We start from the raw sequence: 19,345 nt of genomic DNA, 5'->3' as shown, positions 1-19,345 counted from the left end.
TGGGCAGCAAGTCCTCCAGTGAGGGAACCGCGAGAGCTGGATTTCCCTACGTCGGTCACCGCACCTCGGATGGCGAAATTTTTGTATCGTATTTCAGACCTCGTTTGGGTTTAATCGGGGTGGGTGACGGAATATTCCGCCATCCACATAACATAATAAAACAAACGACAGATAAACATACGCATACCATGAAAACACAACGAAAACGCGCCTTCACTCTGATCGAGTTGTTGGTGGTGATCACGATTATCGCGACCCTCGCGGGTCTCGCCGTGCCCGCCTACAACTACGTTCAGATGCTGGGCAATCAGACCAAAGGCGTCAACAACGCCAGGCAGATCATCGTCTCGATGAAACTGTTCGCGAAGGACCACGACAGCCGGTATCCCGACTCAGTGCCAAATCCACTGACCGGTAGCCTGGCGCAGACAGCCAATGATGCCTTCAGGCTCATGATTCAGGAAAAATATGCGCCTGATGAGCGCATCTTCGGCTGCCCTGCAGGTTTGAGTCCGGACGGCAACATCGGCCAGGACCCGAACTATGCCAATGCCTTGATGCCCGGCGAAAACCACTGGGCGATGACGGCGAACCAGACGGACGGCACGGCGGGCAACATGCCCCTCGTGTTTGAAAATCCGGCATCGCTGAACTGGCCACCGCAGTGGAATGCGGACGCGGCAGGACAGATCCAGCCAGGACGCACGTGGACGGGGGGAAAGATCATCATTGGCCGAAATGATGGCAGCGCGGCAGTGGAGGCCCTGCAGGGGCAGAAGGGCATGGTGGGTCCGCGCGTGATGGCTGGCGGAATGAACCTGTTTACCCAGGCTTCCATGGGAGTACCACAGCGCATCCTCCCAGTGGTCTATGCAGGCCAGCAGCCGACGCACCCGTGGGCATCCCGGCAGCGCCGCCGAGTCCCGGCGCATTGCCGCCTTCAGGCTTGAGCCAGTGATACCAATGATCTGAACTGAGGATCTCCCACGCCGCCGGGTGCCCTGCATCCGGCGGCTTTTTTGTGGCTTGCAGGGAGGGCACTTCCTTTTTTCTCGCCTTTTTGAGGACGAGCCAGTGTAGTAAGTCAAATCAGTGAAAATTCATGCGCAAACTCTCATCCCTTAGCTGAAAAACATATAACTCCCCATGAAAACAAAACGCAACCGAGCCTTCACGTCAGCCGAGCTGCTGATCACGATCACAGTCACTGGGATTCTCGCCACCCTCGCCCTGCCTGCGTGCAACAAGCTGGACCAGACCGTGGAACGGCAGATGAAGGGCGTGAACAACTGCAAGCAGATCATCCTTTCGCTCAAGCAGTTTTCCAAGGATAAAGGCGGCATGTATCCGGACTCCGTGCAGAACCCGGTGACGGGAGGCCTGGCGCAGAGTGCCAATGATGCTTTCCGCTTCCTGATCCAGGAGCAGATCGTGAACGATGAGCGCATTTTTGGCTGCCCCGCGGGCTACAATCCTGACGCCAACATCGGCACGGCCCCCAGCTATGGCAATGCCCTGATGCCCGGTGAAAACCACTGGGCGATGACGGCTGGCCAGACGGACGCCACGGTGGGCATTATGCCCCTTGTCTTTGAAAACCCCGTCTCCGCAAGCTGGCCTCCGCTCTGGAATGCGGATGTGGCAGGGCAGATCCAGCCGGGCCGCACCTGGCCAGGCGGCAAGATCATCATTGGCCGCAACGACGGCAGCGTCGCTGTCGAGGCCCTCTCTGGAGACAAAGAGAAGGTCGGCCCCAAATTCTTGCCCGGAGGCTCCAACACGTTCGTGGAGGCCTCCAAGGGACTTCCCGAGCGCGTCCTGCCCGTGATCTATCAAGGAGCCAAATAAGGGCGGCGCTCCAGCTTTCAGCCCATAGGGCCGCAGCCGTCTGTGGCTGAGGATTTTGGATGACTTCGCCCCCCTTCCCCGGGGGGCGATATTTTTTTCTCGCATTTCCGGGCGCGTTTGGGTCTAATCAGGGGACGCCTGAATAAATTCCGGTGTCCGCATAGCATCATAACCAACCCATAAAAAAACGTACAAGATGAAAATGAAACCGAAAAGGAACCAAGCCTTCACTCTGATCGAGCTGTTGGTGGTGATCACGATCATCGCGATTCTCGCGAGCCTGGCCGTGCCCGCCTTCAACATGGTGCAGACCAACGGCAACCAGATGAAGGGCGTCAGCAACTGCAAGCAGATCATCATGTCGCTCAAGCAGTTCTCCAAGGACTACAACAGCCAGTATCCTGACTCCGTGCCAAACCCACAGACGGGCAGCATGGCCCAGAGCGCCAACGATGCCTTCCGCTTCCTGATCCAGGAGCAGATCGTGAGTGACGAACGCATTTTCGGCTGCCCAGCCGGTTTCAACCCGGACGCCAACATCGGTCAGGCCCCCGCCTTTGGCAACGCACTGCAGCCAGGTGAAAATCACTGGGCCATGACGGGCAACCAGACGGACGCCACCGTGGGCAACATGCCCGTGGTGTTTGAAAACCCCGTCTCCCCGAACTGGCCTCCGCTGTGGAATGCAGATGTGGCCGGTCAGGTGGCCCCTGGCCGCACCTGGCCTGGTGGCAAGATCATCATTGGCCGCAATGACGGCAGTGCCGCAGTCGAAGCACTGGCGGGCAAGAAGGGCATGATCGGCCCGAAAGTCATGGCTGGTGGTTTCAATCTCTTCACCCAGGCATCCCAGGGCCAGCCACAGCGCGTCCTGCCAGTGATTCTCGGTGGCAACTACACGAACGGAACCCAGATCGGCGGGCAAACAATGGGTGCCCAGCCTCCTGGAGGCCTTGGCGGTGCTCCTCTTGGTGCCCCTCCCGGTATGCCTGGCGGCGCGGTTCCTCCCGCTCCCCTTCCTGGCGCGCCTGCCGGTGCTCCTGGCGGCCTGCCACCTTCGGGCCTGTAAGACTCGTGGCCTAGCCTGAAAAACAATCCACACCGCCGGATGCGACCCATCCGGCGGTTTTTTTTGCCCCGATATTTCCAAGGATTCGAGGCAAACCGCTTGATCCTTCCTTGGCTTCCACGCTTACTGTGCTTATGGTGAGTATGCAGGCTGTTCATGCTCGCACCGCCGTTACCTCCCGATTTTCACATGCCGTCTCCTGCCCTCTCCCGCCATGCTTTGAACCGCTTGATTCCAGGCGCCTTCTGGATCGTGATGGCGGCGCTGATGCTCACGAGCGCGGCGCGAGCCTTTGACACGGTGATCCTGGACCCGGGTCATGGCGCGCACGACCGCGGAGCGGCGATCGGCTACGTCTATGAAAAGCATCTCGCGCTGGACACCGCACGGCGGGTGGAGCAGCTGCTGCGGAAGGAAGGGCTCAAGGTCATTATGTCCCGCAGCCGGGACGTTTTCATCCCCTTGCAGGACCGCTCCGCCCTGGGCAACAGCAAGAGCAACGCGATTTTCGTCAGCATTCATTACAACTACAACCGCGGAGGCAGCGGCGCTGGAGCGGAGACGTACTACCACTTCACTTCAAGCTACATGCTGGCGGCCTACATTCAGGCGTATCTGGTGCAGCGCACGGGCATGACGAACCGCGGCGTGAAGAATGCGGGCTTCCATGTCATCCGCGCCACCACCAAGAACCCCGCAGTGCTGGTGGAATGTGGATTTGTAAGCAACTCCAGCGAGCGCGCACGCATGCTGACGGGCGAATTTCGCGCGAAGATCGCCGAAGGAATCGCGCAGGGGATTGTGGCGTTTCGGAAGTCGAAGTGAGGGTGGGAGGAGTGGGAAGCTGGCCGTTGTTCGCGGTGGTTGCCGATATTTTGCGGTGATTGCCGGAGTGTGTGGGGAGACGTGGCGTGGAGGGAGCGGTGTGTGCTTGCAATTGACGCGCTGGCCGGAGCCGGCTGGAAGCCGGCGCTCCCAGAACGGAAGGATGCTACGCGCAGGGCGAGGCTCTTTGCTGGTAGCTTCGGCATCTTGCCGGGTCTGGGCGCACGCGCCCGGCGGAGTCCACTTGGCATGAACATCCTTGGAATGCGGGGCGTGGGTCGGCTGGCCGGAGCCGACGCTCCCAGTACAGAACAGAGGCCGTTAGTGAGCAGGCGAAGGGGCGTCCGCAGGACCTTCGGGGAGTGGGGACGAAGCCTTCTCGGTTGGAGCTTTGGAGGGACGCCACAGGCCCAGCATTGAGAGGAAGGCGGAGATGAGCTTGAAGAAGAAGTAGGCCTGGGAAATCAAGGCGGCGATCATGCAGGCGGCGTAGCCTAGATTGATGAGCGGGACGTGGGTGGAGAGCCAGAAGTTCGTGATCAGAACTGCCTGAAGCTGCTGCATGGTGTCGGCGGCTTCGGAAGCTTCAAACTGGATGGAGAGAAGCATGCAGGCCGTGCCTGCCACACCGGTGATGAGCAGGCCTATGCCGCGCCGGGTGACGACTTCGGCGATCAATCCCAACAAAGCACTGGAGGCGCCAATGAAGAGAATGGTTTCATACAGCGTGGTGATGGGCGGACGCTGCATAATGATGCAGCGGATGATCACACCTGTGACGGCCAGGATGGTGGCGGAGGAGAGCAGCAGCCATGCGGCGGCTTTTGCGAGCAGGATCAGTTTGGGACCGATCAAATTCCAGAGCCAGGCAAAGGCATCGTTCTTGGCTCCGGCGCTCAGTTTCACCGCTGCAAGTCCGACGATCAACAGGATCGTCTGCACCAGCCAGTAGCCGTAAATTTTTGGCCAGATGCCCTCGGTGAAGCCATAGGCATGCAGGCCGACGCCGAGCTGATTGACGCCGAACCATGAGAATATGACAATGCAGCCGAGGATGAGATTGGAGGCGTGCAGGCCGGCCTCGCGAATGAAGCCGCCGAGGCGGGCGTGCAGAATGATAAGGCACATGAGCACAATCATGAGAGCGCCATTTTCCTTCGGGTCCCAGCCCCAGAAGCGGCCCCAGCTGTAGTTGGCCCAGATGCCGCCCAGAATGGTGCCGACAAGGGAGAGGAACAAGCCGATGCAGATGAAGCCGTAGGCGATGCGTGTCAGCATCTGTGAGCTGGGAATGACCGCCAGCACAGCGAAGACCAGGCCCGCCAGGAAAATCCACTGGGCATAGAAGAAGTAATCCGCGCGGATGTAGTGGCGCTCCAAGGCAACGTACTGCCCTTCCCCACGCATTTTCGCGGCTTCCTGGATTTTGGTGAGGAGTGCCTTGGACGCGGCCTTGAATTTGGCGGCGTCAGGCAGAGCTAGCGGTACGTCTTCATAGACTGCCAGCCATGCGAGCTGATTTGCCGGCACTTCTTTGCCAGTCTGAATCGCGTCAAAAATCATCTCGCCCGGGCCGCTCCAGACGTTGTCTGGTCCGGGGGCGGGTGGGAAGATGCGGAACTGCTGCGTGGCGTTGCCGGTCATCATGCCACCGAGGGCACTGCGAAACAGGTCGTTGAACCAGGGAAAATCTGCTTCGGTGCCGCCGCTGTGAAGAGCTTTGGTAAGCGTGTTCAAGCTCTGCGAAAGGCGCACGGGAATCTTCACCTCGGCGGGCAATTTTTCCGGCTTGTCTCCCACGGGCCTGCGGGCGAAATCGAAATGCTCGAGGGTCATTTCGTAGTCGAGGAAACTGGATGCTAGCTGCACGATCATGCGCTGCTCCGGGGTCTGCTTCTTGGCGGGGATCTCGACATACAGCTTCCGCTTGTCGATCATCTTTTTCCGTGCCGGCTCGATTTCGGCATAGCTGTACTGGTCGCGTTTGGCCTTGGCCTCGAGGCCGAGTTCGGTGATGGCGGAGGAGTTGTCCACCTTGAAGAGAGGGACGATGCGGCCGATGTCGGGCCGGAACCAGCTCATGAGCATCCACTCCACAGGACCGAGCTTCACGGGCGCAGGCTTTTCAGGAGTGCTGCCTTCCTTGACGATGGGCTTTTGAGTGGCGGGATCGATGAGGGGCTTGCCGTCCATCTCACCATTTTCGGTAAGCCAGATGCTGCGGCGCGCACGGAAACGCAGCAGGCGATAGCTGGCGACGTTTTCGAGGGGCTTGATGCGGCCCGATTCCTGCACTGGAATGGAGGCGAAGGTTTCAACGACTTCCTTGTCGCGAAAGAGATCGAGCGGCGGCAGATCGGCAGCAGGAGCAAATCCGCCGAGGGTGAAGAGCGTGAAGAGTACGAAGCGAAAGTTTTTCATGCGGAGAAGAGCGAAGTCACGATGAAGTTAGAGCAGCTTCCACATGGCGAGTGCGAAGGCGGCATTGAAGAGGGCGATGAGGCTGAGGGAGAGGGCCCAGGCGTTCACTTTGAGGAAGCGGGAAAGCATCATGAGGAAGTGCAGAAGAAGGCCTTCCGCGACGATGATGCAGGAGATAAGGGGCCAGTGGTCGGCAGGGTTTTCGACGATCATGAAGCCGGAACTTTTAATCCCAGTGCCTTCCTTCTCACCCGAACTGAAGGTGCTCTGGAACACGGCGTAGCCCTCGCTGCGGACGGGTTCGTTCATGGTGACCATGCGCATTTCTTCATGGCCGTGGCTGATCTTTGTGACTTTGCTGCTGAAGCGGCGGGCCATCATGGTACCCGGGTGCTTTTCTTCCTCGGTATGCTCCAGGCGCACGGCGAAGGGCAGTTTGTAGGAACGATGAGCGATCGAGATGAGAAACTTGTCCTGTCCCACAGTGACGGTCCAAGGCGCGGCGGCGAACTCCCACAGGATTCCTTTCTGCTCCTCGCCGCCATTCTTGGGTTTCGCGATGGCGAGGCAGGCGCTGGCGAGCTGCTCATCAGCCTTTGCAGCACCGGCGTCATCCAGAATGCTCATTTCTTGAATGAAGTAGCCATCCACAGAGTCGCTGCGGCTGCCGTCGGCATCGCGCCGGGGCTCGGCGTTCTTCTTCCAGTTCGCGATCATGAGATCAAAGGGCAGGCTGTCGCTGGTGAAGGTGCGACCCTGGCCCGAGGAGAGATCGCGGTACTGAGATTCATCGATCACAAGCACGCTGCGTTTGGCGGCGGGGTCAGCCTGCACTTTTTCGATCTCGATGACTCGATCGTGGAAGCTGACGAATTCGTCTCCGGTCTGTCCTTCGCGCAGATTGAGATTGCCCTCGATGGCGTAGTGGTGGGTGACCGCACCGGCGGCGATCATGAAGAGGATGGCGAAGTGGGAGATGATGACGCCAATGGTCTTGGGTGACTTGCGAATGCGAACGATGCCGCCGCAAAGGAGGTTCACAAAGAGGATGGCCATCAGCGTGTAACCGCCAGGGAGGATGTAAACCGGCAGGGTGACATTGCCGAGCTTGTAATACCCGTCGAAGGCAAGGGCACGCCAGCAGGCGCCGATGTCGATGCGGTCAATGAAAGCGGACTCAAAGTAACGGGCCTGACTGGCGACGAGGCCGTGCTCCGCCTGCTCGAGGGTGCCGAGAAAGGTGAGGATCAGCAGCATGACGAGCACCGCGGTGGCGAGGCCGAAGCTGGAGAGAAATGCGAAAACTTTTTCGGGGGGGGATTTGGATGGAGAAGACACGGAATTTAAAAAGGGATGAGCCTCAGTCTTGAGTGGCTGGAGGAGATGCGGGCGTCTCGACTTTTCGAGCCAGACAATAGGCCTTCTCCGCAAGACGCGCGGCACGGAGACAGCCCAGATAAAAGGCCACGACGCCGATCAGAAACACGACACCCATGGGAAGCTGCCATGACGCGTTCCACTGAATTCCAGGGATGTGGTGGTAGAACATGCCGAAAAGCATGCACACACCACCGATGAGGATTCGAGTACTGGGACGCATGGCAGGAACTCCGGATGCTAATGCTGGCCTAATGCGGGGTTGGGCTTGATGGACTGGCAGAAGGCATCAAAAGCGGCGGCGTTTTGAGCGACGAGTTCCTTGGGACCGGTGAGCTTGACAAAGATGGTGGCCTGATCTGCGGAATGGATGAGGCCGAGCATGCTGTAGCCCGTCTTGGCCGTCTCGGCACCGAAGCCTTTGAAGTCTCCGTCGAAAGAGACAAAGGTGGCGTCACGATTGAAGAAGGGCTTCTTGGGGAGTTTGGCGATCTCCTCCGCGGTGTAGGGCGTCTGCCCCATCTGCGTGCGCCAGCGGTTCACATTGGCCTCCAGGCCGCCTGCGGGTCCGGGGATGAGGGAGATGTAGCACTCGCCCTCCTTGTTGGGACCGAACCTCAAGTCGAGCAGGCGCATGCCCATGGGATCGGGTTGATTGGATTCGCTCCAGCCTTCGGGAACGGTCCACACGAGCAAGTTCCGAAGGTTTGGCCGTGGGGCTTCTTGGGGGGCATCATCGTAGAAGCGCGTGGCACTGGGAATATCGACGTGCGCCTTGGTTGCGTAGCTGGAAATTTCACGCGTTTCCGTGATGGCTTCACGCTCCTGCGGCGAACGTTTGCAGGAGGTGATGAGAAGGCTGCACGCAAGGAGCGCGCAGGATGGCTGGAGGAATTTCATCGAGGGGAGAACGTGTGAGAGGGCGGGATGATTAGCAGCATCCTCGCGGAATACCACGAAGATGCTCCCTCCCACCGCACTTAGATACGAACAACAAACCAAAAGGGCTTATGATCCCTTGTGGTCGGTGTGGCAGGCTTTGCAGTTGACGGCGGCCTTGTAAGCGGCGGCCCCGGCGGGATCCTTGGCCTGCACTTTTTTCACAGCGCCAATGAGCGCCTGACACTTGGTGACCCAGGCGGCTTTGTCGCCTTTGGGAGGCGTGGCGGCGCACATGTCCTGGTAGCCTTTCAGCAACGCGGCGAGATCTGCATCCGTGGCGGTGGTGCCCACTTTTTTGCAGAGAGCGTCATCGCCTTTGTGATATTGCTTCATGACGTTTTTGATGACGTCGCTGCCAGCAGGCGCCGGGGTGGCTGGCTTGGTATCATCCTTCTTGGCAGGAGCGGGTGCGGGCGGAGGGGCGGGAGGAGGAGCCGTGAGCTTGGCGATCTCATCCGCCGTAAGGCCGACATTGACCTTGAGGCCGGGGACCTGTCCTTCGAGAGCCTTGGCTCCGGCCTGCGTGACGCCGGTTTCCCAGACGAAGAGCTTTTTCAAATCTTTGGCGGAGGCCAGCTTGGCGATGCCATTGTCGGTGGTCTTGGTGCCGTAGATGTTGAGGTATTCGAGGTTTGGCAGCGCGCCGAGCTTGGCGAGGCCGGCATCGGTGATCTTGGTGTTTTCAAGATGCAGGCGCTCAAGATTGACCATCTTGGCCAGGGTGTCAGCGGAGGCATCGGTGATCTGGCTGCGGGAGAGATCGACCCAGAGAACCTGGCTGGCGATGGGAGCGAGGAGGGCCAGTTCTTTGTCGCCGAATTTGTCAGCGGCATTGATGACGCCGAGGCGGAGTTGCTCGGTGTCCTGAGCCAGAGGCATGAGGGAGGCATTGAGAGCCTGCATTTTGGCGGAAATTTCAGCCACCTGCTTCTTCTCGGCATCCGAGAGGGGCTTGGCCTTTGGCTTGGCGGGCTTGGCAGCGACATCTGCCTTGGGAAGGCCCTTGGCGAGAAGTACCGCAAGAGCGCCTTCGACCTCGGCCGGAGCTTTGACAGACGCGACGGTGGCGGTGTCGGAGGCGCCATTTTCGATCCACCAGGTGAGCACGGCAATTTCTTCCTTGGTGAGCTGGGGCTCATCGCTTGGAGGCATGTGGTCGTCATCGTCCTTGGGCAGATTGGCGCGGACGAGGAGGAGGCTGTCCTTGGTGTTCTTGGCGATGACGGTGGTCGCACCATCGCTGCCGCCTTTCATGATGGCGGCATAGTCGTGGAGCTGGAGCTTGCCCTTTTTCTTTTCCACGCCGTGGCAGGAGGTACATTTGGCGCTCATGATTTGGGCGACGACGTCCTTGTAGATGACGGCCTTGGCAGCGATGGCGGGGTCCAGCTTGCCACCAGCGGCGGCAGGCGCTGCCGCGGGAGCGGACGCCGGCTTTGGCGCTGGAGCCGGAGCCGCAGCGGGCTTGGCTGGGGCAGGTGCCGGAGTGGCGGCAGGAGCTGCTGCAGGAGGAGCAGCGGCGACGACGGCGGTCGGCTTGGCATCGTCCTCGGCGGTCCAGCCGGTGTTGATGTGGGCCTTGGGCAGCTTGGCCTTCAAAGCAGCCACGCCGGCTTTGGTGACTCCGCTCTGCCAGAGGTAGATGGCCTTGAGCTTGCTGAGGCCGGAGAGCTTGGCCAGGCCGGCGTCGGTGACTTTGGTGTTGTAAAGGTTGATGTATTCGAGCTCGGCAAGCCCCTTGAGCTGATCGAGTCCGGCATCGCCGATGGTGGTGCCTTCGAGGTGAAGTTCCTTGAGGTTTTTCATGCCTGCGACGGCACTCAGACCGGCGTCCGTGACCTTGCTGCGGGCAATGTCGAGGGAGACGATCTTGTCCGCGATGGGGGCCAGAGGGGCGAGTCCTGCATCGGCAAAGTCTTTGGCCACATTCAGCGCGGTGAAGCGGTAGGTCTTGGCATCCGCGGAAACAGGCATCAGCGAAGCGCCGGTGGCGTTGACTTTCTGCACGGCTGCGGCGACTGCGGGGTCGGCGGCGGCTTTGTCATCGGCGGCATGCACGGTGAGGGCGAGCGCCAGTGCGAGGAAGAGGGAGGTCGGTTTCATGAAGTGGGGACGGTTTTTCGGCAGGAAATGAACAAGGCAACAAAAGGCGCGAATTGGACTAGCCTTTCAGAATTCCATCAACCGTAGCCTGAAGGTCGGCGGGGAATTTGGCGTCTTTGACCGTCTGCGTGCCGCTGGCGCCTTCCTTGACCCACCATTTGAGGAGTTCGGTTTCCTCCTTGGTGAGCTGCTCCTTGCCTTCCGGAGGCATGTGCTCGTCATCGCTGTCCGGCAGCATGATGCGGGCGATGCTGAGGCTCTTGGCGAGATCTCCAGCGACGAAGTTGTCGCCACTGTCGCCGCCCTTCATGGCCATTTCATAGGTGTCCATGCGGAGCTTGCCCTTGGATTTTTCCTCGCTGTGGCACTTGTTGCACTTGGCGGTGAGGATGGGGAGAATGACGTGCTGGAAGACGAGCTTTTCGTCGCCCGCAGGAGCAGGAGGAGGGGTGGGGGGAGCAGGAGGAGTCGATTGAGGAGGTGTGGGCGAGCCTTTGTCTGCCGTCATCTCGGGTTTGACCTCGGGTTTAACCTCTGAGGCTTCCGGAGGAGCGGCTTTCTTTTCCACCTTGGGCTTTTCCACGAAGGTGAGCATCCACTTTTCCATGCTGATCATCGGGCCTTTGATCCACTCGGGTGCATGCTCGGTGAGGAACTTGTTGCCGTGGCTGATATTGCCACCGAAGTGGGCACCGAGGCCCATGATGCCAAAGCTGATGAAATAGACGGCGCGGTAGGCATTGAGGAGCTCCATGCTGCCGCGGACCATGGCGGTGAGGCGGATGACCAGGGCCGTCAGCACCCCGAAGGTGCCGATCAACCCCATGGTCTGGTGCAGGCTGAAATTGCCACCGACGTAGCCGCCCTCGCGGGAAAGCATGATGCCGGCGAAAACGGCGAGGATGGCACCCGCGGAGCCGAGCACGAGCATGAGAAGGGAGGCGTCCCCATACTTTTCCTCGCCACGGCGGGTGGAGCAGATGAGCTCAAAGAAGCAGAGCAGGCTGAGGATGCCCACGGGCAGGTGCAGGAAGATGGGATGGAAGCGCCCGATAAACAGGACGAACGAGGAGGCTTCGGATTTCGGATCTTCGTAGAGCGGCGGGAAAATGAGCAGGCCGACCACAAACACGGCGATCAGGAGAATTGAGGTGACCCAGGCGGCTGTGTAGGGTTTCGGTTCGTCGGTTTCAGGCGAATGCGAAGACATGGAGAGGAGTGCGGGGTTGGTGGAAAAGAGATGATATGGCGCTTCTAGTAACGGCAGCCCAGCGAAATATTCATCAGGAACCTGATGGTCGATACTGCAAACATTCACGCCGACTTTTGTCCGATCCTGATCGTATTTTGTGCCTCACTCCCCTGCCCTGCCCCATGCCACACACTGTTTTACACTGGTTCCGCCGTGATTTGCGCCTCACTGACAACACGGCACTGCACAGCGCCTCCTCGGCGGCCGATCAGGTCATCCCGGTATATGTGCTGAGCGACTGGAAGGAGCACCACGGCTGGACGGGGCCAAACCGGCAGCAGTTTCTCTGCGGCTGCCTGGAATCGCTGGCTAAGAATCTCGAAGCTCTGGGCAGCCGGCTCATCCTGCGCTGCGGCAGTGCGGACGAAGAGCTGGAACGCCTCGTACGCGAAACGGGCGCGAAGTCGGTCTATTTCAACCGTGACTACGACCCCCATGGCCGTGCCATGGAAGCCAAGGTGCAGGCGGTGTGCGAGAAGCTCGGCATCGAATGCCACTCGCATCAGGACCGTGGACTGCATGAACCGAATGCGGTGCTGACGGGGAGCGGGCAGCCTTACCGCGTTTACACCCCCTATTCAAAGAACTGGCTGAATCTGCCCAAGACCGAGCCGGTGGGCCGTGCTTCGAAACTCGGACCGGCTGCGGCGGAGAAGATCAAGAGCCATGCGCTCCCCACACTGGCGCACTGGAAGCTGCCCGCATGCACTGCTGACATCCCGAGTCCGGGAGAAAGGGCTGCGCGCGAGCGACTGAAGCACTTTATAGGAACCGGCATTTTGGGAGGCTACAGCCAGCAGCGCAATATTCCAGCGGGACAGACGACTTCCCTGCTGAGCCAGGATTTGCGCTTTGGCCTGCTGAGCATCCGGGAGATTTATCAGCGCTGCATGGAGCACAGCCACGGCGCCGCCAAAACCTCAGTGGAAACCTATGTGAAGGAGCTCGCCTGGCGTGAATTTTACCTCGCCATTCTCTGGCACTACCCCCAGGTGTTTGAGCAGGAGTTCAATTCCGACTGGATCGGCCTGCCCTGGCCCGGGTCGGACGCAGACTTCCAGCGCTGGGCCTCAGGCACCACGGGCTTTCCCATCGTGGACGCAGGCATGCGCCAGCTCCTGCAAACCGGCCTCATGCACAACCGCCTGCGGATGATCACCGCCATGTTTCTCACCAAAGACCTGCACTGCGACTGGCGTCTCGGCGAGGCCTTCTTCATGCAGCAGCTCGTCGATGGAGAAAACGCCAGCAACAACGGCGGCTGGCAGTGGAGTGCAGGAACAGGAGCAGACGCCGCGCCGTATTTCCGAATCCAAAATCCGTGGCTGCAAAGTGCGCGCTTTGATCCCGAGGGTACGTATATCAAAAAGTGGGTGCCGGAGCTGAAGGACGTGCCCGCAGCGCTCCTGCACGAACCTCCCAAACCCGGCCTGCCCCTCGCCAAAGGCTATCCTCTGCCGATGGTGGACCACCACACTGAACGCGACCGCTGCCTGGCGATCTTTGCGAAGCACAAGGGGGAGCGGGGGTGAGGATAGCAATCGCTGCTTGTGTTCCTCATCTCACCTGCTCCCGATACGCTCGGCGATGCCGTCCCAGAGGCGCAGGCGGGCCGTGAGCGCAGCTAGAGCTGCTTGGCGGGCTTCAATTTCGCGCTGGGGGTTTCCATCGCAAAGGAGCTCGACCATGGTGCGGCCCATTTCGCCGTGTTCGTCGCCGTCGAGCTGGATGTGGCGGTCGAGGTAGTAGCGGAGAATTTTGAGACGGTCGGGGAATTCGGACTCCAGCCGTGCGACGAGTTCGTGAAACATGGCGGGGATGAGGTCCTCGCGCCCATAGGTAAAGGAGGCCGCGATGACGTGGGGCTTGCCGCCTTCGATCACAGCAAAGGTGTGGCCAACAAAATCCGCCACGCAGGCCGGCACTCCGCTGGCGACCAGTGCCTCGGTGATCCCGGCGCCCTGCTGCAGGCAGCGGATGAAGCCCTGCACGGCGGTGGTGTCTGCGCTGGCCTCCTGCATGGCCTGCAGGTAGAGCTCAAAGTGGCTGGCGGGCGTGCCATCCGGGGCTCGGTCGCTCTCCTCGCCCAGTACGATCTCGTTGACCAGCCGGCGCACCTGATTGTCCCCCACGGGCACCCAGGGCACCTGCACGCAGGTGAGCCGCTGCTGCAGCGCCTTGAGCAGTGACATGAAATCCCACACTGCAAAGACGTGACACTCCATGAACTGCGCCAGATCCTCCAAGGTGCGCAGCCTGGCGTAAAGGGGATGTCCTAGCAGGGCGGCGCGCGCGGTTTCGATTTCGGCAGAGGTGGTCTTTTGAAAGGGGGTCATGGAGTAAGATGGAGGTTGCTGGAGATGCTGAGTGAGCAAAGCCACCGGGGCATTCCCAGCCGCCATCCCGATCAGAAGAACAAGCGCACGTTTTACGATCCCACAACGCCGGTGGATGCCGCTCTACAGGGGCGACCTCACGAGAGGCCGAACGATGCCCCGCAACGAGATTGCGGGCAGCCCATGCGGTGAACCAAGGTCGATGCGCCCTAACCCTACGTATGCCTCAGCGCCTCCACCGGATTCATCTGGGCTGCGCGTCTTGCGGGATAAATCCCGAAGGCGATGCCCGTGAGGACGGAAATGGAGAAGGCGAGTATGGGCGACCACATCTTGATCACCGTCGTGACGCCGGCGAACTTGGTGACGGCGAGCGGGATGCTGAGGCCGAGGGCCACGCCGAGGACGCCACCGACACCGGCGAGCAGGACGGTCTCGATGAGAAACTGCACGATGATATCGTTCTGGCGCGCCCCAAGGGCACGGCGAATACCGATCTCACGGGTGCGCTCGGTCACGCTGGCGAGCATGATGTTCATGATGCCGATGCCGCCGACGAGCAGCGAGATGGCGGCGATGCTGCCGAGCACGATGCTGAAGATCTGCTTGGTGCGCTCGGCCTGCTTGAGCAGTTCCACGGGGACGATGATGCGCCAGTCTTCCTTCTTGTGATTGCTAGTCATGAGGTGGCGGACGGCTCCGGCACGACTTTCCACCATGTTCACATCATCGACGCGAATGACGGCCTCGTGAAACTGCACTTTTTCGGCCTCGAAACTGCCCGTGCGGAAGCGGTAGAAAACTTCCCCGTACTGATCCATGAGCGTGGTGAACGGGATCATGATCTGCGCCTGGGCCTGGGCGGAGTGATCACCGCCTGAAGAATCCGAGCCGACGGCGGCGCCTTCGTCCTGAATAATGCCGATGACCTTGTAGTAGAAGCCCTTGACCCGCACGGATTTGCCGACGGGCGTCGAGAGCTGAAACAGACGGGCTGCGACCGTCTCATTGATGACGCAGACCGCGACGTTGTCCTTCATTTCCATCTCGGTGAAGAAGCGGCCCTGGATCAACTGGCGGTTGCGCATCTGCGGATAGATTGGCAGCACTCCCATGACGTGGCCGTCCACGCTACGATCGAGGTTCCAGATGTTTTCCGAAATGTAGCGGCTGGGGACGACGACGCGGATGCCGGGCACGGTCTGACGGATCTGGTCGATGTCCCGCAGGGTGATGCCGTATTCGCTGATCATGCTGCGGGACTCGCCGCTGGAGCCCTGGCCGTCCGGGGGCTTGACGCTGTGGAGGATGATGTTCTGGCTGCCGAGCTTGCGGATCTGCTCCTGCGCCTCGTAGCTGGCGCCTTCACCAATGGCGAGCATGGCGACCACGGAGGCCACGCCAAAGACCACGCCGAGGGCGGTCAAAAAGGATCGCAGCTTGTGCAGCCAGATGGTCTTGATGCCCAGGGAAAGGGTGCGCCACAGATGCTGGGGCGAGGCGATGAGTCGAAGTACAGGATGCGCGGCGAGAAAAGACATTCAGGGGGATGGAGTCATACGGACGCCATCGCCTGAAATTGCCACGATCTGACCGCGCCCTAAAGTTACTCTCCAGCCTTGGAACCTACGACCATCTCATGCGCCGGAGCGACGGCGGGTTGGGCGGGTTTGGCGGGACGCACCTGGACGGCAAAGGGGGGCGATTCACCTCCGATGGCGCCGCCCTGATCCAGAAAGCGGTTCATGTCCGCCATGGCGGCATCGAGCCGTGGATCCCCGGCCTGGAGGTAGGCGCTGACGCGGAGGGCGAGGGCGCGTCCCTGCCAGGGATAGGGCATCCCGAGGCTCTCCACGGCAGCGAGCTGCTGCGCCACTTTGAGGTGCATGGCCATCTCACAGCGCATGCCGAGGAGGACATTGCGCGCGACGTGGACGGGATAGTCGCGACCAAGCTTTTCAAAGATCGCGAGGAAGCGGGGATCCTTCACGGTTTCTTTGGAAGCGGCGAGTTCGGTGAGAAGGTTCGTCGCTTCACCGACAAGGGAAACCTGGCACCACGGAGCCGCCATGAGGCTGTCCAGGCCGTTCTCAATGTGCACGAGCACGGCTGCCGGCTGCTTCTGCGCATGACTGGCGATGGCGCGGAGGAAATGCGCGTCTGCGGGGAATTGAGGGGCGATGGCATCGATGGCGGCCAGGGCATCCGCCGCGCCAGTGCGCGCTTTGGCAAACGCCTGAAGGACGCGATCTGCCATCACCGGTGTGGCGGGCATGGGTGTGGCGAGATAGGCGGCGTAGTCCTGCTTCCAATACTGTTTCAAAGCAGGGACGCGTGAGCGGACTTCGGCGGGAGCGTCCTCAGGAAGCACATCGTTGGAGGCAGAATCCCACAGGCGGCCTGGCATATGGAGGCGCTCGGCGAGGTAGAGCGGGGTATCGATGGCGGCATCGACCTTGGGCAGATAGCAGCCGGCGCGAGTGGAGGCGCGGGCAAGATCGAAGGAGCAGTTGATCCGCTTGGCCACGCTGCGGGCAAAGCTGAACTCGAGGCGGTTCATGTCATCGGTGTTGATGGTCTTGCAGGAGGCGGCGAGGGCGGAGCAGTAGTCGCTGTTGGCCAGGCAGCCGGTGAGGAATCCCTCGGCGCTGTCGGTTTTCCAGAAGCGGCGCACAGCCTCGGCCATGGGGTCCAGTTTGACGCGCTTGCGCAGGGATTCGAGCTGCCAGGGGGTGTCGTTGTTCGAGCAGATCAGCAGCAAGTCCACGCTCTGGGTGCCCCAGACTTCGACCTTGGGGAAGACCTGGCGCAGGGTGGCGATGACGGTGGTGATGGTTCCGGGCTCGACCTCGTAGCCCTGGAGCCACTGGCAGAAGATGCCGTCCTTGGTCAGGCGCTGGCTGGCGTTGCGGTAGAACTCGCGGGTGTAGAGATTGGCCACTCCGGCGCGGCAGGGATTGGAGGGCTCGGAGACGATGAGGTCGTAGTTCTCGCCTTTGGTGAGGAGGAATTCGCGGGCGTCTCCGGTGATGTTATTGACGCGCGGATGCTTCATCGCGTTGCGGCTCACGGGTTCGAAGAACAGGGCGACCTTGCGGATTTCCTCTTCGAGTTCGAGGACATCGACGCGCTGCATGCCGGGGACGTCCGCCAGCCAGCCGGCGGTGGTGCCGGTGCCGAGGCCGACGACGCAGGCCTTTTGCGGATTCGGGTGCAGAATGGCCCCTGTGATGCCGAGCATGACCTGCGTGGCGGCATCGCTGACGGCGGAGCCATCGCTTTTGCCATTGGTCAAAAACGCATACTGCATGCCGCCGACGACGGCGACGCTGGTCTCACGGCCATCATAAGCCTGGACCAGAGAGCGCTGGGCATTGCGCTGCCAGGTTTCCAATCCCATGGCGGTGCGGTATTCCTGGGAAACGCGTCCATAACCAATGGGGGTGTGCATCCAGACGGCGGTAGGGCCGGTGGTGCCGAAGGCGAAGAAGCCGCAGACGAGGAGCGCGGCGAGGGCCATGCGGCCATTCCAATTAAACCGGGCGGCGAAGGTCTCGGCATCCCCTTCCCGGCGGCGGAGTTGCAGCCACAGAGACGCGGCGGACATGGCAGCGACGAGAAGAGCGGCGAGCAGCCAGCAGCCTTTCAGTCCGAGCAGGGGCACCAGCAGGAAACCGCCGAGAAGTGAGCCGGTGATGGAGCCAAAGGTGTTCCAAAGATAGGCGCGGCCAAGCTGCTGCCCCACGCCGGCATTGCCTCGGCCGAGAAGTGAAACGAGCAGCGGAAACTGGATGCCGCTGAGGAGCGAAGGCAGGAAGGCCAGCGTGCCCATGACGACGGCCCAGCCGAGAGCCATCTCACCAAGGCCGACCCCACGCAGGCTGTCATTCAAGATGAGCGCGAGATGCGCGATGCGGTCCCCCAAGGCAAAGGGCAGCAGGATGGCGAGCGCCTGCAAGGCGGAAACGATGGTGAAACCGGCGGTGCTCGGCTCGGCTTTTTTCAAAATCAGCGCATAGAGCAAGCCGCCGATGCCCATGCCCGCGAGGACCACACAAAGCACGAGGCCGAAGCCATAAACGGAACCGCCGAGCAAGGGGGTGGAAACGCGGTACCAGACCAATTCCGCGACGAAAAAGGTGAAGCCGCTCATGAAGGCTGCAGCGAGGACGAAGGCGGCGGGGGCTTTCGCGGCCACGCTGTCTTCGTTTTCGAGATCGGTCGCAGTCACGGTCTGGCGCGGCTCCTTTTCCTGAAACATCGAGATGGCGCCAGCCGCGAGAGCGATGCCGAGATTGGCCAGCACGGCGATGGTGAGGGCGCCTCGATTTCCAAGCGTGGGCAGGAGCCAGAAGGTGCTAAGGAGGGCCCCGCTGACAGCACCGGCGATGTTGATGCCGTAGAAGAAGGCAGTGGTGGAGCGGCGCGGATCGTCATCGCGCTGGGCGAACTTCATGGCCGCCGGAAGCGTGCCGCCCATGAGGAAGCAGGGCACACCGAGCACGAGTACGGTCATGAGGAGCTGGAGGCAGGTGGCGGGGCCAAGGCCCATTCCTGCGGTGCCGCCGGTCTTCAGGTAAAGAGAGCGCGCCAGCCCAAGCATGGCGGGTGATGCTACGGCTGCGATGGCGATGCCCACCTCCAGGCGGGCGTAAAAGCGGAAAGGACGTCCCACGCGTTCCACCCAGGAGCCGAAAAGCTTGCCTCCGAAGCCGAGGCCCCCCATGAAGACGGCCATGACTGCGGCTGCTGCCGGGGCTGCGCCGCCGAAAACGAGCCGGAACTCCCGCAGCCAAACGGTTTGATAGACCAGGGAGCAGAAGCCTGAAAGCATGAGAATCAGGGCCAGGGCGAACTGAGTCGAGCGGACACGGGATGGGAGTGCGGCGGGAGGAGCGACTGATTTCATGGATCTAAATGATTAACTAGTATTTTATATAAATACCATATTAATACAAACAAAATCGAGTTCTGAATGATGATTTATCAATGTTTTCCGTAATTTTACAGGTCCTTAAGAGTGTAAAAGGAGGGCAGAGTTCTGGAGAGGGTAGAGGTGGCGATACGGGGCGGTGTGAGGACGATCCCCGTCCTGCGCATCCCAGCGCCACCCAGATTTCCATTGCCCCTCTCAGTTCTTCCCCCCACACTCAGTTCCGTTCATCAACGCAG

14 protein-coding genes are annotated in these 19,345 nt (G+C 60.8%); 5 read left to right on the top strand and 9 right to left on the bottom strand.

The window, feature by feature from the left end; translation table 11 throughout:
- Positions 1 to 188: 188 nt before the first annotated feature.
- From ACILSR_RS30865 to ACILSR_RS30850, 4 genes are all read left to right on the top strand, one after another.
- The gene (locus ACILSR_RS30865) at positions 189 to 950 is read left to right on the top strand and encodes a type II secretion system protein (RefSeq protein WP_395753674.1); all 762 of its coding nucleotides are present in this window, start codon (positions 189 to 191) and stop codon (positions 948 to 950) included.
- Positions 951 to 1,146: 196 nt separating this feature from the next.
- Positions 1,147 to 1,848, top strand: coding sequence for a type II secretion system protein (locus ACILSR_RS30860; protein WP_395753673.1), 702 nt, complete (start codon positions 1,147 to 1,149; stop codon positions 1,846 to 1,848).
- A gap of 202 nt (positions 1,849 to 2,050) precedes the next feature.
- Complete coding sequence (locus ACILSR_RS30855) at positions 2,051 to 2,917, top strand: type II secretion system protein (RefSeq protein ID WP_395753672.1); 867 nt, start codon at positions 2,051 to 2,053, stop codon at positions 2,915 to 2,917.
- A gap of 189 nt (positions 2,918 to 3,106) precedes the next feature.
- Positions 3,107 to 3,742, top strand: a complete 636-nt coding sequence (locus tag ACILSR_RS30850) for an N-acetylmuramoyl-L-alanine amidase (protein WP_395753671.1) — start codon at positions 3,107 to 3,109, stop codon at positions 3,740 to 3,742.
- A 321-nt stretch (positions 3,743 to 4,063) separates the two neighbouring features.
- On the opposite strand, the gene ccsA is transcribed toward ACILSR_RS30850, so the two are convergent.
- The 6 genes from ccsA to ACILSR_RS30820 form a co-directional block, all read right to left on the bottom strand.
- Complete coding sequence (ccsA, locus tag ACILSR_RS30845; protein WP_395753670.1) at positions 4,064 to 6,163, bottom strand: cytochrome c biogenesis protein CcsA; 2,100 nt, start codon at positions 6,161 to 6,163, stop codon at positions 4,064 to 4,066.
- Between the two features lie 27 nt (positions 6,164 to 6,190).
- Positions 6,191 to 7,501, bottom strand: coding sequence for a cytochrome c biogenesis protein ResB (locus tag ACILSR_RS30840; protein WP_395753669.1), 1,311 nt, complete (start codon positions 7,499 to 7,501; stop codon positions 6,191 to 6,193).
- A gap of 22 nt (positions 7,502 to 7,523) precedes the next feature.
- Complete coding sequence (locus ACILSR_RS30835; protein ID WP_395753668.1) at positions 7,524 to 7,763, bottom strand: hypothetical protein; 240 nt, start codon at positions 7,761 to 7,763, stop codon at positions 7,524 to 7,526.
- Between the two features lie 17 nt (positions 7,764 to 7,780).
- Positions 7,781 to 8,440, bottom strand: a complete 660-nt coding sequence (locus ACILSR_RS30830) for a hypothetical protein (RefSeq protein WP_395753667.1) — start codon at positions 8,438 to 8,440, stop codon at positions 7,781 to 7,783.
- Positions 8,441 to 8,548: 108 nt separating this feature from the next.
- On the bottom strand, positions 8,549 to 10,585 hold the full coding sequence (locus tag ACILSR_RS30825; RefSeq protein WP_395753666.1) for a leucine-rich repeat domain-containing protein: 2,037 nt from the start codon (positions 10,583 to 10,585) through the stop codon (positions 8,549 to 8,551).
- Between the two features lie 58 nt (positions 10,586 to 10,643).
- Positions 10,644 to 11,795 carry a c-type cytochrome domain-containing protein gene (locus ACILSR_RS30820; RefSeq protein WP_395753665.1) on the bottom strand — a complete coding sequence of 384 codons (1,152 nt, stop codon included), beginning with the start codon at positions 11,793 to 11,795 and terminating at the stop codon, positions 10,644 to 10,646.
- A gap of 164 nt (positions 11,796 to 11,959) precedes the next feature.
- Here ACILSR_RS30820 and ACILSR_RS30815 point away from each other — a divergent pair, with 164 nt between their 5' ends.
- The gene (locus ACILSR_RS30815; protein WP_395753664.1) at positions 11,960 to 13,369 is read left to right on the top strand and encodes a cryptochrome/photolyase family protein; all 1,410 of its coding nucleotides are present in this window, start codon (positions 11,960 to 11,962) and stop codon (positions 13,367 to 13,369) included.
- Positions 13,370 to 13,399: 30 nt separating this feature from the next.
- Here the strand turns inward: ACILSR_RS30815 and ACILSR_RS30810 are convergent, their stop codons facing one another.
- From ACILSR_RS30810 to ACILSR_RS30800, 3 genes are all read right to left on the bottom strand, one after another.
- Positions 13,400 to 14,173, bottom strand: coding sequence for a DUF3050 domain-containing protein (locus tag ACILSR_RS30810; RefSeq protein ID WP_395753663.1), 774 nt, complete (start codon positions 14,171 to 14,173; stop codon positions 13,400 to 13,402).
- A 215-nt stretch (positions 14,174 to 14,388) separates the two neighbouring features.
- Positions 14,389 to 15,714: an ABC transporter permease gene (locus tag ACILSR_RS30805; RefSeq protein WP_395753662.1), complete on the bottom strand. Its 1,326-nt coding sequence runs from the start codon at positions 15,712 to 15,714 to the stop codon at positions 14,389 to 14,391.
- A gap of 65 nt (positions 15,715 to 15,779) precedes the next feature.
- Positions 15,780 to 19,082, bottom strand: a complete 3,303-nt coding sequence (locus ACILSR_RS30800; RefSeq protein WP_395753661.1) for a spermidine synthase — start codon at positions 19,080 to 19,082, stop codon at positions 15,780 to 15,782.
- Between the last annotated feature and the right edge of the window lie 263 nt (positions 19,083 to 19,345).

It is taken from the genome of Prosthecobacter sp. (assembly GCF_044222565.1).
In the GTDB taxonomy this organism is placed as follows: Bacteria; Verrucomicrobiota; Verrucomicrobiia; order Verrucomicrobiales; family Verrucomicrobiaceae; genus Prosthecobacter.
The sequence above is the reverse complement of the archived record's forward strand: the minus strand, read 5'-3'. Positions and strand labels throughout refer to the sequence as shown.

Bases quoted from the DNA above. Each gene is read 5' to 3' on its own strand.
- ACILSR_RS30865 (WP_395753674.1), top strand. From the start codon at position 189: ATGAAAACACAACGAAAACGCGCCTTCACTCTGATCGAGTTGTTGGTG.
- ACILSR_RS30800 (WP_395753661.1), bottom strand. From the start codon at position 19,082: ATGAAATCAGTCGCTCCTCCCGCCGCACTCCCATCCCGTGTCCGCTCG.
- ACILSR_RS30850 (WP_395753671.1), top strand. From the start codon at position 3,107: ATGCCGTCTCCTGCCCTCTCCCGCCATGCTTTGAACCGCTTGATTCCA.
- ACILSR_RS30860 (WP_395753673.1), top strand. From the start codon at position 1,147: ATGAAAACAAAACGCAACCGAGCCTTCACGTCAGCCGAGCTGCTGATC.
- ACILSR_RS30805 (WP_395753662.1), bottom strand. From the start codon at position 15,714: ATGTCTTTTCTCGCCGCGCATCCTGTACTTCGACTCATCGCCTCGCCC.
- ACILSR_RS30855 (WP_395753672.1), top strand. From the start codon at position 2,051: ATGAAACCGAAAAGGAACCAAGCCTTCACTCTGATCGAGCTGTTGGTG.
- ACILSR_RS30810 (WP_395753663.1), bottom strand. From the start codon at position 14,173: ATGACCCCCTTTCAAAAGACCACCTCTGCCGAAATCGAAACCGCGCGC.
- ACILSR_RS30815 (WP_395753664.1), top strand. From the start codon at position 11,960: ATGCCACACACTGTTTTACACTGGTTCCGCCGTGATTTGCGCCTCACT.
- ACILSR_RS30835 (WP_395753668.1), bottom strand. From the start codon at position 7,763: ATGCGTCCCAGTACTCGAATCCTCATCGGTGGTGTGTGCATGCTTTTC.
- ACILSR_RS30820 (WP_395753665.1), bottom strand. From the start codon at position 11,795: ATGTCTTCGCATTCGCCTGAAACCGACGAACCGAAACCCTACACAGCC.
- ACILSR_RS30830 (WP_395753667.1), bottom strand. From the start codon at position 8,440: ATGAAATTCCTCCAGCCATCCTGCGCGCTCCTTGCGTGCAGCCTTCTC.
- ccsA (WP_395753670.1), bottom strand. From the start codon at position 6,163: ATGAAAAACTTTCGCTTCGTACTCTTCACGCTCTTCACCCTCGGCGGA.
- ACILSR_RS30825 (WP_395753666.1), bottom strand. From the start codon at position 10,585: ATGAAACCGACCTCCCTCTTCCTCGCACTGGCGCTCGCCCTCACCGTG.